17 protein-coding genes and 1 other RNA gene are annotated in these 16,207 nt (G+C 51.4%); 12 read left to right on the plus strand and 6 right to left on the minus strand.

Annotation, left to right across the window (positions count from 1 at the left end; genetic code table 11):
• Positions 1-2 precede the first annotated feature (2 nt).
• From B9Z32_RS11355 to dnaX, 4 genes are all read right to left on the minus strand, one after another.
• Positions 3-1,052: an ABC transporter substrate-binding protein gene (locus B9Z32_RS11355; RefSeq protein WP_146179485.1), complete on the minus strand. Its 1,050-nt coding sequence runs from the start codon at positions 1,050-1,052 to the stop codon at positions 3-5.
• A gap of 139 nt (positions 1,053-1,191) precedes the next feature.
• Positions 1,192-1,788: a recombination mediator RecR gene (recR, locus tag B9Z32_RS11360; RefSeq protein WP_108421520.1), complete on the minus strand. Its 597-nt coding sequence runs from the start codon at positions 1,786-1,788 to the stop codon at positions 1,192-1,194.
• Between the two features lie 14 nt (positions 1,789-1,802).
• Complete coding sequence (locus B9Z32_RS11365) at positions 1,803-2,126, minus strand: YbaB/EbfC family nucleoid-associated protein (RefSeq protein WP_108421521.1); 324 nt, start codon at positions 2,124-2,126, stop codon at positions 1,803-1,805.
• A gap of 20 nt (positions 2,127-2,146) precedes the next feature.
• Positions 2,147-3,823, minus strand: a complete 1,677-nt coding sequence (dnaX, locus tag B9Z32_RS11370) for a DNA polymerase III subunit gamma/tau (RefSeq protein WP_108421522.1) — start codon at positions 3,821-3,823, stop codon at positions 2,147-2,149.
• 34 nt (positions 3,824-3,857) lie between these two features.
• Between dnaX and ffs the strand changes: the two genes are divergently transcribed.
• Positions 3,858-3,954, plus strand: an RNA gene (gene ffs / locus B9Z32_RS11375) — signal recognition particle sRNA small type.
• Here the strand turns inward: ffs and B9Z32_RS11380 are convergent.
• Positions 3,940-5,280 (minus strand): TIGR03862 family flavoprotein, encoded by a 1,341-nt coding sequence (locus B9Z32_RS11380; protein ID WP_108421523.1) that lies wholly within the window; start codon positions 5,278-5,280, stop codon positions 3,940-3,942. The two genes, ffs and B9Z32_RS11380, sit on opposite strands and share 15 nt — an antisense overlap.
• Before the next feature lie 118 nt (positions 5,281-5,398).
• Here B9Z32_RS11380 and trxA point away from each other — a divergent pair, with 118 nt between their 5' ends.
• From trxA to B9Z32_RS11410, 6 genes are all read left to right on the plus strand, one after another.
• Positions 5,399-5,731 (plus strand): thioredoxin TrxA, encoded by a 333-nt coding sequence (gene trxA / locus B9Z32_RS11385; protein ID WP_108421524.1) that lies wholly within the window; start codon positions 5,399-5,401, stop codon positions 5,729-5,731.
• Positions 5,732-6,030: 299 nt separating this feature from the next.
• Positions 6,031-7,293, plus strand: a complete 1,263-nt coding sequence (gene rho / locus B9Z32_RS11390) for a transcription termination factor Rho (protein WP_108421525.1) — start codon at positions 6,031-6,033, stop codon at positions 7,291-7,293.
• A 126-nt stretch (positions 7,294-7,419) separates the two neighbouring features.
• Complete coding sequence (locus B9Z32_RS11395) at positions 7,420-7,680, plus strand: type B 50S ribosomal protein L31 (protein WP_055360479.1); 261 nt, start codon at positions 7,420-7,422, stop codon at positions 7,678-7,680.
• A 131-nt stretch (positions 7,681-7,811) separates the two neighbouring features.
• Positions 7,812-9,575: a hypothetical protein gene (locus B9Z32_RS11400; protein WP_199219986.1), complete on the plus strand. Its 1,764-nt coding sequence runs from the start codon at positions 7,812-7,814 to the stop codon at positions 9,573-9,575.
• Positions 9,576-9,589: 14 nt separating this feature from the next.
• On the plus strand, positions 9,590-10,930 hold the full coding sequence (locus B9Z32_RS11405; RefSeq protein WP_108421527.1) for an MATE family efflux transporter: 1,341 nt from the start codon (positions 9,590-9,592) through the stop codon (positions 10,928-10,930).
• A gap of 103 nt (positions 10,931-11,033) precedes the next feature.
• A complete protein-coding gene (locus B9Z32_RS11410; protein WP_108421528.1) occupies positions 11,034-11,333 on the plus strand; it encodes an antibiotic biosynthesis monooxygenase in 300 nt (99 codons plus the stop codon).
• 22 nt (positions 11,334-11,355) lie between these two features.
• Here the strand turns inward: B9Z32_RS11410 and B9Z32_RS11415 are convergent, their stop codons facing one another.
• Entirely contained in the window at positions 11,356-11,838 is a 483-nt protein-coding gene (locus tag B9Z32_RS11415; protein WP_108421622.1) for a MarR family winged helix-turn-helix transcriptional regulator, read from the minus strand.
• A gap of 98 nt (positions 11,839-11,936) precedes the next feature.
• On the opposite strand from B9Z32_RS11415, the gene B9Z32_RS11420 reads away from it, so the two are divergent.
• The 5 genes from B9Z32_RS11420 (at position 11,937) to B9Z32_RS11440 (ending at position 16,189) form a co-directional block, all read left to right on the plus strand.
• The gene (locus tag B9Z32_RS11420; RefSeq protein WP_108421529.1) at positions 11,937-12,641 is read left to right on the plus strand and encodes a fumarylacetoacetate hydrolase family protein; all 705 of its coding nucleotides are present in this window, start codon (positions 11,937-11,939) and stop codon (positions 12,639-12,641) included.
• Positions 12,642-12,699: 58 nt separating this feature from the next.
• Complete coding sequence (locus tag B9Z32_RS11425) at positions 12,700-13,188, plus strand: TRAP transporter small permease (RefSeq protein ID WP_108421530.1); 489 nt, start codon at positions 12,700-12,702, stop codon at positions 13,186-13,188.
• Entirely contained in the window at positions 13,185-14,504 is a 1,320-nt protein-coding gene (locus B9Z32_RS11430) for a TRAP transporter large permease (RefSeq protein ID WP_108421531.1), read from the plus strand. The genes B9Z32_RS11425 and B9Z32_RS11430 overlap by 4 nt, the downstream gene beginning before the upstream one ends.
• A gap of 63 nt (positions 14,505-14,567) precedes the next feature.
• Positions 14,568-15,641 (plus strand): TRAP transporter substrate-binding protein, encoded by a 1,074-nt coding sequence (locus B9Z32_RS11435; protein ID WP_108421623.1) that lies wholly within the window; start codon positions 14,568-14,570, stop codon positions 15,639-15,641.
• Positions 15,638-16,189 carry an NUDIX hydrolase gene (locus B9Z32_RS11440; RefSeq protein WP_108421532.1) on the plus strand — a complete coding sequence of 184 codons (552 nt, stop codon included), beginning with the start codon at positions 15,638-15,640 and terminating at the stop codon, positions 16,187-16,189. Before B9Z32_RS11435 ends, B9Z32_RS11440 begins: the two co-directional genes overlap by 4 nt.
• Positions 16,190-16,207: the final 18 nt, after the last annotated feature.

Raw genomic sequence — 16,207 nt, forward strand, 5'->3', positions numbered from 1 at the left:
CCTCATGCACTGAATTTGCGTTTGGCAATCAATGCAAATTCATTGGTAAAGGATTGTCCTAGGGTGGTCCAATTGGCGCGATCGCTTGTCACCCTGCTGGCTCTCACTCGCCAAGTATTTTGCAAGGCATCTGCAGAGAACACGCCGTCCAAGCTGTAGCTGTCTCGCACCTTGTCCAAGGCACCTAAATAGATGGCGCGATCGCCCATCCAGTTGACCGAAGGTACCAGTTTGAGAATATCGGAGGGTCCGGCTGTTTTGAGCCATTGAAGCGCTCGCACCACACCCAATGTCAATATCAGTGCTACATCTGGGCGTTTTTGTAAAAACTCGGCCTTGCCAATCAAACATGCTGACAGCATTGATCCACCAAACAGCCTTTGTGAGCTGATAAATGTTCGGGTGTCTGACAAAAGCCGCAACTCATTTTTTTGTTCTAAGTAATGCATGACGGGATCGACGAAGCACAGAGCGTCTACTGCGCTAGATCTGATGGCTTCCATCACGTTGGATGTATTGGCGCCCAGCTCCACAAATTGAAAATTGTCAGCCGACAAATTGGCCTTGTACATCCAGTGCAATGCCTGCCAATGCGTCGCAGATCCCAAGGAAGAAATGCCCAAGCGCACAGATTTCAAATCGGCCAATGACTTCATGGCAATGGCCTTTCGAGAGACCAAGCCGACGCTCATTTGTGGCGTTCGGCCTTGCAAAACAAAGGCTCGGTAATTCAAGCCACGAGCCTGCAAATCAAGGGTATGTTCAAACGCACCCGAAATCACATCGGCTTGTCCATTGAGTGCCGTCTGCACAGCTTGAAGGCCTGAATCACATTCAAGCCATTCAATTTGCAAATTCTCTGTTTTGAACATGCCAAGCTGATCTGCCAAGACCAAGGGCAAGTGATAAAGGCTGCTCTTGGCAGCCAATGCAATAGTGACCTTTTGAGGGGATGAGGCGGCATATGAGAAAGCTGGCGACAAACTTGCACCAGCCATGGCCATGCCTAAGCCCATTGCTGAAAACTCACGCCGTCGCAACCTCTCAACCACGCCAAGACCCCTTTGTTAGTACCCATGAAAGATGGGTTCAGCATACAAAGGTATCGATATCAGCACATTGGGAAACATCCCAAGCGGGTAATTACGTAATGTTGAACACCAATAAAAAAGCAGTGCTCATGCTTGGTTTTTAGCGACGATCGACCAAGGCATGGGCGATGGTGCCCAAATCGACATATTCAAGCTCACTGCCAGCTGGCACGCCCCTGGCCAAGCGTGTGACTCGCAAACCCCGTTTTTTCAACATTTCAGCAATGACGTGGGCTGTCGCCTCGCCTTCGCCAGTGAAATTGGTGGCCAGAATGACTTCTTGCACCAAGCCATCGTTGCAGCGCTCTGACAACTTGGCAAAGCCCAAATCCTTAGGGCCCAAACCATCTAGGGGGCTCAGTTTTCCCATAAGGACAAAGTACAGGCCTTTGAATGTCGAAGTACGCTCAATGGCGGCTTGGTCAGCGGGTGTTTCCACAACACACAATTGCGAACGATCACGCTCTGGATCGGCGCACATGTTGCACACGTCAGACTCTGTCAAGGTGTGACACGTGGCGCAATGTTGAACATTGGCGCAGGCATGCTCTAAGGCTTTGGCCAGCACAATTGCAGCTGATCGCTCATGCTGCATCAGGTGAAACGCCATGCGGGATGCAGACTTTGCGCCCACCCCCGGCAAAACTCGCAGCGCTTGTATCAACGCATCTAAAGCGTGGGCGTTGGATTTTTGCATGGCGTTGAGAACACTTAAAAAGGCAGCTTCATGCCTGGAGGCAAACCAGCCGTCAGTTTGCCCATTTTCTGTTGCGAAACTTCCTCAGCTAGACGCACAGCGTCATTGAAAGCTGCGGCTACCAAATCTTCCAGCATGTCCTTGTCGTCCGCCAACAATGAGGGATCGATCGTGACGCGCTTGACCGCATGTTTACAAGTCATTAAAACTTTGACCATACCACTGCCAGAGGAGCCTTCCACCTCGACAAAAGCCAATTCATCTTGCGCTTTTTTCAAGTTGTCTTGCATGGCCTGTGCTTGCTTCATCAAGCCGGCGAGTTGACCTTTGTTGAACATCAATTTTCCTTCAGTGAAATTTAGGAGATAAGCCTGATTGTGCCTGGCACTATTTTGGCGCCAAAATTTTGAATCATGTCTTGAACCAAGGGATCTGATTGAATCAAATTTTCTGCTGCTTTTTGCTTTTCTGCCAAGGCAGCGGCATTCCGCTGAGCGGGTGAATCGGTCACCTTGCCAATTTCGACCGCCAACTTGACTGCAAAACCCTGAGCATTCAAGGCAGCTTGCAGGCGTTCACGAGCAGTGCCTTGGTTCAAAGATTCGCTTTCAATTCGCAAATGCCATTGATCGGTGTCGCGGGCAATCAATTGGGATTGCAATGCCAACTCACGCGCCAAAGCTGTCACAGCTTCATTGGCTACCAGCTGGCCAACTGTTTGAGCCCAAAAATGACCCTCTTCCGTAATGGCCAACACCTTGGGCATTGTTCTTTCTGAGGGTTCAGTGGCTTCACGAATTGGCAGATTGCGAATCTGCACCGGTGTTGCACTTGGCACCACAGAGGGTGCCGTCGCTTCAATGGGCCTAACTGGAGCTGTCGTTAGAGTTTTTTTTTGAGCCACAGGCGCCAAGGCTTGTTGAACTTTTGGTGCTTGAGGCTTGAATGCCAACAACCTGAGCAGGACCATGGTGAGCGCGGCATATTCATCGGGTGCCAAGCCCAATTCTGTGCGGCCGTGCAAACACAAGCTGTAGAGCAATTGCGTTTCATCGGCAGGCATGGCCTGAGACAAACGCAACATTTCGTGATGGTCAGGATCGTCTGATTCGGCAGCTGCACTTGGAACGGCTTGCAAAACTGCCATGCGTTGCAACACCACCGACATGTCTTCCAAGGCCGACGCCGCCGACAACCCATTCAGCCGCAAGCCCTCTGAAATGGCCACCACGCTTGCGCCATCTGCCCTTGACAGCGCATCTATCAGGCCCATCACATGGCTTCGATCCACACTGCCCAACATCAACCGAACTGTTGCCTCTTGCAACTGACCACTGCCAAATGCAATGGCTTGATCGGTAAGGCTCAACGCATCTCGCATCGAGCCCCTGGCAGCGCGTGATAGCAACTTGAGAGCCATTGGCTCAGCAGGCAAATTCTCTTGCGCCAAGACCTGCGTCAAATGTTCAAAGACCGTTTCTGGCGCCATTGGCCGCAAATTAAATTGCAAGCAACGCGACAAAACCGTGACTGGCACTTTTTGCGGGTCGGTGGTGGCCAAAACAAACTTGAGGTATTCGGGCGGCTCTTCCAAGGTCTTCAACATGGCATTGAATGCCGTGTTGGTCAACATGTGAACCTCGTCAATCATGAAGACTTTGAAACGGCCTTGAACAGGCTTGTAGACCGCTTGCTCGAGCAAACTTTGCACTTCATCAACACCACGATTGGATGCTGCGTCTAGTTCTGTGTAATCGACAAACCGACCTGAATCAATATCCTGGCATGCCTGGCAGACACCGCAGGGCTCAGCCGTGATGCCACCTTGCCCATCGACTCCTTGGCAATTGATTGATTTGGCCAAAATGCGAGAGACAGTGGTTTTGCCAACCCCTCGAGTGCCAGTAAACAAATACGCATGGTGCAACCTTTGTTGCACAAGGGCATTGGTCAGGGCTTGCACAACATGCTCCTGCCCCACCATTTCAGTGAAGTTGCGGGGTCGGTATTTGCGAGCCAGAACAAGATAAGACATGTTGAGATTCTAAGGGTGTCTTACAATAGCCCCCGACGGGCCTTCCCGCATGGTAAAGCGGCCAACCGAGTCAGGTGGGGAACCAAGCAGCTCTAACCGCAGAGCCAGTGCCGGGGTCAAGGCTCGTCACCTTTTATTTCAGCATGGACAGACAGCGCTGCTTTGTAGCCAGTGGCCATGCAAGCCGTCAGCAAATAGCCCCCAGTTGGGGCCTCCCAATCCAGCATTTCCCCTGCCACATACACGCCGGGCATTACTTTGGTTTGCAGCCCCTCATCCAAACCATCCCAAGCCACGCCGCCAGCCGTGCTGATGGCTTCATCCATGGGCCTAGCGGCAGTGAGCTTGATGCTTAAGCCCTTGATGGCCAAAGCCAGTTGCGCCGAATTTCGCAATACTTCAGGCGGTAAAAGCTCGTTCAAGAGCGCCATCTTGATGCCCTCAATGCCCAAGCGCCCCTTTAAATGCGAGGACAAACTTCGAGATCCCCTCGGGTGCGAAACCGCTTGAACCACTTTGTCCAGCGGCCAATCGGGCAGCAAATCCAATTTAAATTCTGCACTGCCCTGAGCTTGAATAGATTTGCGCAAGTCTGCTGAGGCGGCATAAATCAGGCTCCCCTCTACACCGTAAGAGCTAGCCACAAACTCACCTTGCTGCCTTGAAATCTGTCCCAAAGGTGCCGTCCACTCCATAGCCACTGATTTCAGGGGTTTGCCCGCAAAACGGGAAATGAAAAAGGGCGTCCATCCAAGTCCCTCTCTTCCGGCCACATGAAATCCACAATTAGAGGGCTGGAGTGGGTTCACCGGAATGCCAGCAGCTTGCAGCCAGGGCACCCAAGCGCCATCTGATCCAAGGCGGGACCAACTACCTCCTCCCAGGGCCAAAACAACAGACTGTGCCGTCCATTGCCGCGTCTCTACCTGTGTGGATGACAGACCCCGAACTTCAAAGGTCAATTCAACTTGGGTTTGATCGAGCTTGGCGCCAGAACAGGCCTTAAGCCCGATGAGGCGATGGCGCATGTGAAATTCGACAGGCTTGGCACTTGCAGGATGACGCAAACGAGACAACCAAGCCCTTAACAATGGCGCGGCTTTCATTTCCAAGGGGAAAACTCGGCCAGAAGTGCCCACGAAGGTGTCAATGCCCAAGGCCAACGCCCAAGAGCGCAGTTGATCTGCACCCCATTCACTCAAAATTGGTTTTAGCTGCGTTTCTTGCTCGCCATATCGATGCACAAAGTGTTCAAAAGCCTCTGCGTGCGTGAGGTTGAGACCGCCGCGGCCAGCCAACAAAAACTTCCGACCGACCGAGGGCATGGCATCAAACAGGTGCACGGAATAGCCAAGACTGGACAAGACCTGTGCCGCCATGAGTCCTGCTGGGCCGCCACCAACGACCGCCACAGGCACGCTCTGTGGCTTTGGGGACTCGTTGGGGATGTAGTTCATGGTGTCAAAAAGTAAGGGGAGGCCCTGCCATCAGAGCGGCTTTGCGTGTTTCTGTCAAAATACGGGAAGTTTACAAACAGAACCTAGCAGTAATTTCAATCTCTCTAAGGAAAAGGCCATGGCCAGCGATTTGATCAAACACACAACCGACGCCACTTTTGACAACGATGTGCTCAAAGCCGACAAGCCAGTCATCGTCGACTTTTGGGCCGAATGGTGCGGGCCTTGCAAAATGATTGCACCCATTTTGGACGAAGTAGCAACGGGCTACGCTGGCAAATTGCAAATTACCAAAATGAATGTTGATGAAAACCGCGATATTCCAGCTAAATTTGGTATTCGTGGCATTCCCACACTCATGGTGTTCAAAGACGGACAGTTGGCTGCAACCAAAGTGGGCGCGATGAGCAAATCTCAACTCACCGCCTTCATTGACCAACAGTTGGCCTGAGTCTGAGGCCAGCGCGCTCGGAAACTAGCTTAAAGAGGTGGCGATTTGTCAACAATTCATTTCAATGAATGAAAATCGACTTGCGCCACCTCAAAAATTCCTGTCATAATTCAAACCGCTGAGCCCCACAAGGGTTTCAGCACAGTTTCAAGATAGCAACTTTAAAAAGCCATCAGCACCAAGCTTATCTCTGGTGCACATTTCAGGCTTTGGTTACTAGACGTTTGAAATTTCGGCTTACTCCTCCCCCAGATTTTATTGACTTCAACCCATCAGGGTTGCTTTACGCAGGTAAATCCATGCATTTAAACGAACTCAAGGCACTCCACGTGTCTGAAGTCCTCAAGCAAGCAGATGCGCTTGAAATTGAAAACACGGGCCGCATGCGCAAACAAGAGCTGATGTTTGCCATCATCAAAAAGCGCGCCCGCGCTGGCGAACAAGTGTTTGCCGATGGTGTTTTAGAAATCTTGCCCGACGGTTTTGGTTTCTTGCGCAGCCCCGACACCAGCTACACAGCCAGTACCGACGACATCTACATCAGCCCCAGCCAAGTGCGCCGATTCAACTTGCACACCGGCGACATGATTGAAGGCGAAGTTCGCATCCCCAAAGACGGCGAACGTTACTTTGCCCTCACCAAGCTTGACAAGGTCAATGGCGACTTGCCAGAGAACAACAAGCACAAGATCATGTTTGAGAACTTGACGCCCTTGTTCCCCAACATTCAGATGCGTTTAGAGCGCGACATCAAGGCCGATGAGAACATCACCAGCCGCGTGATCGACATCATTGCCCCGATTGGCAAAGGTCAGCGCGCATTGATCGTGGCTCAACCTAAGTCAGGCAAAACTGTGATGATGCAGCACATAGCGCACGCCATCACGGCCAACAACCCCGACGTTCACCTCATGGTACTGCTGGTTGATGAGCGTCCTGAGGAGGTAACCGAAATGCAGCGTACTGTGCGCGGCGAAGTCATTGCTTCTACCTTTGACGAGCCGGCTGCACGCCACGTGCACGTGGCTGAAATGGTCATTGAACGCGCCAAGCGTTTGGTTGAATTGAAAAAAGATGTGGTCATCTTGCTCGACTCCATTACCCGCTTAGCTCGCGCTTACAACAATGTGGTGCCAAGCTCTGGCAAGGTCTTAACGGGTGGTGTCGATGCCAATGCGCTCCAACGCCCCAAGCGTTTCTTCGGCGCGGCTCGCAATGTAGAAGAAGGCGGCAGCTTGACCATCATTGCAACCGCTTTGGTCGATACTGGCAGCCGCATGGACGAGGTGATCTTTGAAGAGTTCAAAGGCACAGGCAATTGCGAAATTCATTTGGAGCGCCGTTTGTACGAAAAGCGTGTGTTCCCAGCCATCAACTTGAACCGCAGTGGTACGCGCCGCGAAGAGTTGTTGCTCCAGCCAGAGGTGCTGCAAAAAACGCGCATCTTGCGCCAATTCATGTACAACATGGATGAAATTGAGGCCATGGAAATGGTTCTTAAGAGTATGAAAGCCACGAAGAGCAACGTCGAATTCTTCGACATGATGCGTCGAGGCGGCTAAAAAGTAGCTTTTGCAGACCCAATCCGGCGTGCAAGTCATTGATTTCATGCCATAATCTCGTGTTTCGCGAAAAGTACCCCGGATGGTCCGAGGGCGGCTGTCGCATCTGAACCCAAGGAAAAGATCATGAAAGAAGGCATTCACCCCAATTACCGAGAAGTTTGCTTCTTGGACTTGTCTAACGGCTTCAAGTTCGTCACACGTTCTTGCGTCAATGCCAAAGAAATGGTGAAAATGGACGACGGCCGCGAGTTGCCCTTGTTCAAGTTAGATACCTCCAGCGAATCACATCCCTTCTACACAGGCACCCAAAAATCTGTCGACAACATGGGCGGTCGCGTTGAGAAATTCCGCAACCGTTTCGGCAAAACATCTGTCACGAAGTAATTTCAAATTACGTCATTTTGTGACTCACAAAGGGCAGCCCGGGCAACCGGCCTGCCCTTGTTTTTTTGCATGCCCACACCCCGCTGGCATGGACTTGTGATGTTGATACCGACTCTGCTATTGTCTGAATTGTGAATTCCTACTCATCAGATACATCTTCCAACCCAGCCATCGTGGCACAAGATGCCGTTCGACGTTTGCCGCGCTGGGTTTTGTGGACACTTTGCTTAGCCTATGTGTTATCGGGCTTCGTTGGCCGAACTCCATGGAAAGCCGAAGACATGGAAGCCTTTGGGTTCATGCGAAATTTGGCACTGTCCATTGGCCCCGAAGACATTTCGTGGCTCAAACCGACGCTCCTTGGACAAGCCGATTTAGATGCTGCTCTTTTGCCCTATTGGCTGGGTGCATGGGCCATCCAATTGGCACCCTCCGGTTTTGCATTGGACGCTGCTGCTCGCTTGCCCTTCATGGCCTTGTTGGGTCTCACATTGGCAGCCACTTGGTATGCGGTCTACGCCTTGGCTCGTTCGCCTGCTGCACAACCGGTCAGCTTTGCCTTTGGCGGAGAAGCTCAACCTGCAGACTATGCAAGGGCCATGGCAGATGGTGGCTTGCTGGCCTTGATTGCTTGCTTGGGCTTGGCCAGGCTTTCACATGAAGCCGCACCACCGCTTGCACAACTTGCCTTTTCTGCCCTTCTCTTCTTTGCTTTGGCCAACTTGGCCCGCAAAAGAATCCCTGCGCTCTTTGGTGCGGCTAGTGGCATTTTAGGCTTGGGACTTTCTGGCTCACCATTACTGGCCATGTTGTTGGGCGCTGGTGGTGCCATTGTGATGGCACTTGACACTCGAAAACCGCATTCATTGCAAGTCAGGCGTGTCGACGTTGCTTGGATCTTGATTTTTTGTTTGTCCACGGCCGCCATCGCCAGCAAGCTGGAATTGTGGCAATGGCGTGTGGAGTTTCCTCATTTCTTTGAAATCAAGTCTTTGGCCAGATTGCTTTTGTGGTTCACTTGGCCCGCTTGGCCCTTGGCACTCTGGACGCTTTGGCGCTGGCGCTATCAGCTGAAAAACATTTCAGCCAACCCCCATTTGTCATTGCCACTCTGGTTCTTGGGTGTCGCCATCGCAAGCACTTGGTTTTCCGGTATCAGCGATCGTGCACTGCTCTTGGCCTTGCCTGCATTGGCCACATTGGCTGCCTTTGCCTTGCCCACTTTCAAACGCAGCATGAGCGCGTTCATTGATTGGTTCACGCTGCTCTTCTTCAGTTTTGGAGCCCTGATTGTCTGGACTGTCTGGCTGTCCTTGCAAACAGGCTTTCCAGCCCAGCCAGCAATCAATGTCGGCAGACTGGCGCCTGGCTTTGTTGCACAGTTTTCATTAACTACTTTTGTCATTGCTGGCTTGGCAACACTAGGATGGGCAGGCCTTGTGAAATGGCGTGCAGGCAGAAACCGCGCAGCTCTTTGGAAAAGCATGGTGTTGCCCGCCAGTGGCGCCACCTTGTGCTGGTTGTTGATCATGACCCTTTGGTTACCTGTATTGGACTTTGGGAGAAGTTATGCGCCTTTGGTTTACCAGGTCAGAAGCATGATGGGAGACTCCGAGTGCGTCCATTACTATGGGCTGACCAAGGCACAAGGTGCAGCCTTCGAGTTTCACGGCAATTTCAAATTGCAACCGGTTGTGAGGCCCTCAAATCAGTTAAGCACTGATTCAAAGCAGTGTGCTTGGCTGATTGTTGATACTCAAGCACTGACCTCTCTGTCCCAAGAGGTCAACGTCGGTTTGTGGACACGCCACGCCACCGTCCGACGCCCATCTGACAACAACGAAGACATCGTTTTGTTTCGCGCCGTAGCGCCCACGACCTCCGCTAAGCCCTGAAGTTACTTAGCGGTATGTTTGAAGCGCGCACCATCCTTCGTCACGCCGGTACGGTATTGGTGGGGCAATTGGCAGTGATGGCATTTGGCGTTGTTGACACCTTGGTTGCGGGTCGATACAGCGCATCTGCGCTTGCCGCTTTGTCTGTGGGATCTGCCATTTACATCAGCATTTATGTGTCTTTGAATGGTTTGATTACAGCCCTGCTGCCCGTTTGGGCAGAGTTGCGTGGGGCCGGCGCACATGCAGCGCTTGGCAAATCGGTTCGGCAAGCTTTGTACTTGTGCCTTGGCGTGAGTATCTTTGGCACTCTGGCGCTGTTGTTTCCAGATCCATGGCTGAACGCAACAGGTGTTCCTGAAACTCTGCAAGACGATGTGCGAGATTACCTTTATGTTTTGGCGCTTGCTGTGGGGCCGTCACTGCTTTTTCGGATGTACTCAACGCTGAACCAAAGCTTGGGCATGCCGCTTTGGGTCACGGTCCTTCAAATTGCAGCATTGGGTCTCAAAATACCTCTTTCAATTTACTTAACTTTGGGAGGCTGGGGGCTAGAAGCGCAAGGCGTTGTGGGCTGCGCTTGGGCCACCCTGATTGTCAATACGTGGCTGATGCTGATGGGTATTTATTTCTTGCGCTCTCACAAGGTTTACCAAGAATACAAAATATGGCAGCCATTGGAGGCCCCCAATTGGAAAGTGCTTAAAGAGTTTTTGCGCTTGGGCGTACCGGCCGCCCTGTCCGTGTTGGTAGAGGTTACTGCGTTTACCATGATGGCTCTCTTTATTTCTAGACAAGGTGTGGTGGCATCGGCCAGCCACCAAATTGCAACCAGCATTGCTACTTTGCTCTACATGATTCCGCTTGCCCTTGGCATTGCTTGCAGTGCTCGAGTTGGCTTTTGGATTGGCGCCAATGACCCTGCTCAAGCCGAGAAGGCTGCCCATACGGGTTTGAAATTGACATTGGTCCTCGCCTTGCTGTTCAGCACAGTTCTGGCCTTGAGCAAAGAAACCTTGGCGGGCTGGTTTTCAGTTGACACTGCGGTCTCATTGGCTGCGTCAGTTGTGCTGGGGTGGGTAGCCCTTTATCACTTGATGGATGCGTTGCAAGCGGTTTGTGCCTTTATTTTGAGGTGTTACCGCATGACTTTGCTGCCTCTCATCATCTACAGCATCATGCTGTGGGGTGTGGGGCTTTGGGGAGCTTTTGTCTGGGCCTATGAAGGCATTGGGCCTCTGACTGCTCGAGCTGAAGTGAGTACTTTTTGGGCAGCCGCCAGTTTTGCACTGTGCGTGGTTAGCCTCGCCTTCATTGCGCTGGTTTTATGGGTTGCCAAACAGCGCCGTCTTTGATCCCTGCATTTTTTTGCCACAATGTTGCTTCAGTTAAAAATTCCAAGTTCCATTTCAAGTGGCACTCCACGATCAAATTTATTCACATCAACCTAGGAACATCATGATTCTTGAATTAGCAGACATTCGCGTTAAACCTGGCCAGGAAGTAGCCTTCGAAGAAGCCATTGCGCGCGGAATTCAAACCGTCATCTCAAAAGCCAAGGGTTTTCAAGGCGCCAAAGTGAACAAAGGTATCGAAAGCCCAGACCGATTTATTCTGCAAATTTTCTGGGACACATTAGAAGATCACACCATCGGATTTAGAGAGTCAGCTGCTTTTACAGAGTGGCGCGCCATTGTGGGACCATTTTTCGCAGGCCCTCCCGTGGTGGAACATTTTGTACTCACGTACAAAAGCTAAATAAACAAATTGCGAGTCAGGGCTAGGATCGGTCTGAGGGGTCAACATCGCCCCCCTCGGCCTGTTTCAGCTGCGATTCATGACCGGCCACCAGTTTAGAGAGCAAGCCCACGAGCTGCAGGGCTTCATCATGATTCAGTGGCTTAAGTAAAGTATCTTGCACCCGCTGCACAGCAGTTTTCATGAGCAAGGTAGCCTCTTGACCCGAGGGCGTTAGCCACAAAAGTTTACGCCTGCGGTCTTGTTTGTCCTGCTCTCGTTTGATCCACCCCTTGGTTTCCAAACGCCCGATGACAGAGCCGGAAGTTGCTGCATCAAATGCCACTCGGCCGGACAACGTAATTTGATCAATGCCCGGCGTGTCCATCACAGCATTCAGAATGGCAAATTGAACTGGCGTGACATCCTCCGCCGCCAATTCCGCCATGAACAAGGACACCGCAATTTGTTGCGCACGACGCACCAAGTGACCTGGCGCTTTCGCAAAATCAAAACTCTTCTCCATGCAATATGATTCGGGGTTGATGACAAAATCGTCCAATAATAAGTATACTTATGAAAATCGGTTTTGGCGTTCTCTTTTTATTTGCATGAAAGGTATTTATGAGTTTTGTTTTCGCCCCAGCTCCCGTAGTTTCGGTTCCAGTTTTGGGACAGGCTGAACGCTTTCCAGCTCGCCGCATCTACTGCGTAGGTCGCAATTACGAAGAACACGCCAAAGAAATGGGTTTCACAGGCAGAGAACCCCCCTTCTTCTTTTTGAAACCCACAGACACCCTGGTGGTTGTGAATGAAGGCGAGACAGGCCACATGCCTTACCCCAGCTTGACCCAAAACTTTCACCACGAAATTGAATTGGTTGTCGCCATCGGCACAGGTGGTCGAAACATCAAAGCGGCGGATGCAGAGAAGCATATTTTTGGCTACGCAGTCGGCTTGGACATGACACGCCGTGACTTGCAAAATGACATGAAAAAACAAGGCCGTCCATGGTGCATTGGCAAAGCGTTTGATCACTCAGCACCCATTGGCCCCATCACACCGAAAGCCAAAGCCGGCGACGTGAATCATGCAGAAATTGATTTGCTGGTTAACGGCACAGTGCGTCAAACCAGCACCGTTGCCAAGCTCATCTGGAACGTGGCAGAAACCATCGAGCACTTGTCGGCCGCTTGGGAGTTGCAGCCCGGTGATTTGATTTACACAGGTACACCCGAAGGTGTTGCCGCCGTAGTGGCTGGCGATACATTGGTTGGTCGCGTTGCAGGCTTGGGCACCTTGACGGTCAAAGTTGACCCTGCAAAATAAAACCTGATATCAAAAGAAATCGACCGGGCTCTGTGCCCGGTTGTCTGAAAGGTAAAGATTGAAAATCCTCGAGCTACTGGCCAAATTCTGCAGCATCTTGGCAGGCGCTTTGCTGACTTTCATTACTTTGATGACTTGTTACAGCCTCATCGGTCGCAATACCAACGGTTCAACCATCGTGGGCGATTTTGAGCTGACCGGTGTTGCCACTGGTGCCGCCATTGCACTGTTCATGCCCCTTTGCCAATTCAAGAAGGCCAACATCGTTGTGGACTTTTTCACAGCCAAGGCAAGTCAAGCCACCATTGAACAATTGGACAGATTAGGTTCACTTTTCATGGCTGCAGTTTTTGCCTTGCTCGCTTGGCGAACCTATTTAGGCGGAATGAACGCATGGACGACGCAATCGGGCTCCATGATGTTGGGATTTCCTGAGTGGATTGTTTATGCAGCCATGACACCCCCATTGGCACTCAGTGCAGCCATTGCTTTAACTCAAGCCTTGATGGGTGAAAAATTCACCCGCACAGATGAGGCATCAGCATGAGCGCCATCACCCTTTGCTTGATTATTTTTGGCGCCATGTTGGTGCTCATGGCCATCAGAGTTCCCATTGCGGTCTCTATGTTTGCAGCGGGAACTTTGGGTTATCTCATGCAAACTGGCTGGGGACCCTATTCCAACTTTCTCAACAATTTGGCATTTGCTCGATTTGCAAGTTATGACCTGTCAGTCATTCCTTTGTTCATCCTGATGGGCCATTTTGCAACCCAAGGCGGTATCAGCAAGGCTTTGTTTCAATTTGCCGCCAGCGTCATGGGACGCTTCAAAGGTGGTCTGGCCATGGCGGCCGTTTTGGCCAGTGCAGCATTTGGCTCTATTTGCGGTTCCTCGGTTGCTACTGCAGCCACCATCACGGGTGTGGCATTGCCAGAAATGAAGCGCCATGGCTACTCGGGTCGCCTGTCTACAGGTACCTTGGCTGCAGGCGGTACTTTGGGCATCTTGATTCCCCCCTCGGTACCTTTGGTAATTTATGCCATTTTGACGGAGCAGAACATTGCCAAACTGTTTGCCGCCGCCATGGTGCCTGGCATCATTGCCATGCTGGGCTACATGGTGGCCATCGCCATCTATGTTCGATTGGTGCCCGGTCAAGCGCCCGAGGTAGATGACGACATTGAAAAATTCTCATTGGCAGCCTTGGCTGGCATAGCCCCCATCGCTACCATTTTTATCATTGTCTTTGGCGGCATTTACGGCGGATTTTTCACACCGACAGAAGGCGCTGGCGTAGGAGCGGCTTCAACCTTCATTGCAGCCTTGCTGAAACGTGAAATCAATTGGGAAAAATTCAAGAAAAGCTTTTATGCAACCGCTGAAAGCTCGGCCATGATTTTCATGATTTTCATTGGCGCTGACGTCATGAATTCATCACTCGCACTCACGCAAGTGCCCAACCAACTTGCCAACGTGGTGAGCAGCTGGGGGCTTGCTCCACTCATGATTGTGAGTGCCATATTGTTGTTTTATGTGATTCTTGGTGCCGTGATGGATGAACTCAGCATGATTTTGCTGACCATTCCTATTTTCTTCCCCTTGATCATGGGTCTTGACTTTGGCATGGCCAAAGAACCCACCGCCATTTGGTTTGGCATCATGGTGCTCATGACCGTGGGATTTGGCATGTTAGCCCCCCCTGTCGGATTGAATGTGTATGTGGTCAACAGCATGGCCAAGGATGTGCCGATCTCTGAAAGTTACAAGGGCGTCATGCCTTTCCTCATCAGCGACACCATTCGAACCATCCTGCTGCTCTTCTTCCCCGGGATTTCCCTGTGGTTGATTCAATACGTTGCCTAAATGGAAGCCTCAATTTGGGGCTTTGATCCGTTAATATCCAATCATCACCTTTCGGAGACATTCATGATCAAACGTCGCTCACTTTTAAAGTCAGGTGCTGCAGCCGCCATTGCAGCGCCAGCCCTCACTGGTTTCGCCCAACAAACCGTCACCTTGAAGTTTCACACCTTCATGGCCCCACAGTCCAACGTGTGGCTCAACATGCACAAAGCATGGATGAACAAAGTGGAAAAAGACTCAGGTGGCCGAATCAAATTCGAAGCCTATCCTGCCATGCAGCTTGGCGGTACGCCTGTTCAGTTGTATGACCAAGCCCGTGATGGTGTGGTCGACATCGTTTGGACTTTGCCTGGCAACACAGCGGGCCGATTCCCAAGGGTTGAAGTGTTTGAACTGCCATTCATGATGACCAATGCAGAAGCCGCATCCAAGGCCTACTGGGAATATGTGCAAACCATGGCACCCGATGAATTCAAAGAAACCCAATTAATTGCTCTGCATGTTCACGGCCCAGGCGCTATTCACACTGTCGACAAACCCGTCAGAAGTGTGGCTGACTTGAAGGGCTTGAAAATGCGCGCCCCTACTCGACAAGTTACAAAATTGATGGGTGCATTGGGTGCTATCCCCGTCGGCATGCCATTGCCTGGCATTCCAGATGCCTTGTCCAAAGGAACCATCAACGGTGCCGTCATTCCTTGGGAGGTTGTGCCTGCTGTGAAGGTCAACGAACTCACCAAGTTCCATGCAGAATTTGACCCTGCCGGTGGTTGCTTGTACACCACCACCTTTGTGATGACGATGAACAAAGCCAAGTACAACTCACTGCCACCCGATTTGAAAAAAATCATCGATGACAACAGTGGCATCGAAACATCGGGTTGGCTTGGCAAGGTTCAGCAAGAAGGCGATGTGCCTGGGCGCAAAACAGCCAGCGACCGCAACAACACCATTTTCACAGTGGGCCCGGTTGAAGCACAAGAGTTCCGTCGCAAGTCACGCGCGCTGGAAATTGAATGGCTTGAAGACATGAACAAACGCGGCTATGACGGTCGCAAATTGCTAGACACAGCACGTTCACTGATCGAAAAGCATTCCAAAGCGCCAGCCGCCAAAGCTCCTGCGAAAAAGGCTTGAGCTATCAACGCCAATTGATCAAACACTGCCGAGCCTGTGGCTCGGCGGTTTTATATCGACTTCCCGATGATGGCGACACCAAACAGCGCGCCATTTGCACCGAGTGCCAATTGGTGCATTACGAAAACCCCCTCAATGTCGTTGGCACAGTCCCTTACCTAGGCCACAAAGTTTTGCTATGCAAGCGCAATATTGAGCCTCGAAAAGGCAAATGGACATTGCCTGCTGGCTTCATGGAGTTGGGCGAAACCACTTCGCAGGGCGCTGCGCGCGAAACATCCGAAGAGGCTGGGGCACAATTCAAAATAGGCCCACTTTTCACAGTCATGAGTGTGCCCCGGGTCGGCCAAGTTCATCTGTATTTCTTGGCGGAACTAGACAACGAAATCTTCGAACCAGGATTTGAAACTCAAGAAGCCAGAATGTTTGCCGAAGATGAAATTCCATGGAGCGAATTGGCTTTCAGAACCGTTCAAGAAACTTTGCAACATTATTTTGCAGACAAAAAAGCGGGGACTTTTGGGGTCCATACTCTGACGATTGATTGACTTTTTTGTCCATTGAAG

It is taken from the genome of Limnohabitans sp. MMS-10A-178 (genome assembly GCF_003063375.1).
Classification (GTDB): domain Bacteria; phylum Pseudomonadota; class Gammaproteobacteria; order Burkholderiales; family Burkholderiaceae_C; genus Limnohabitans_A.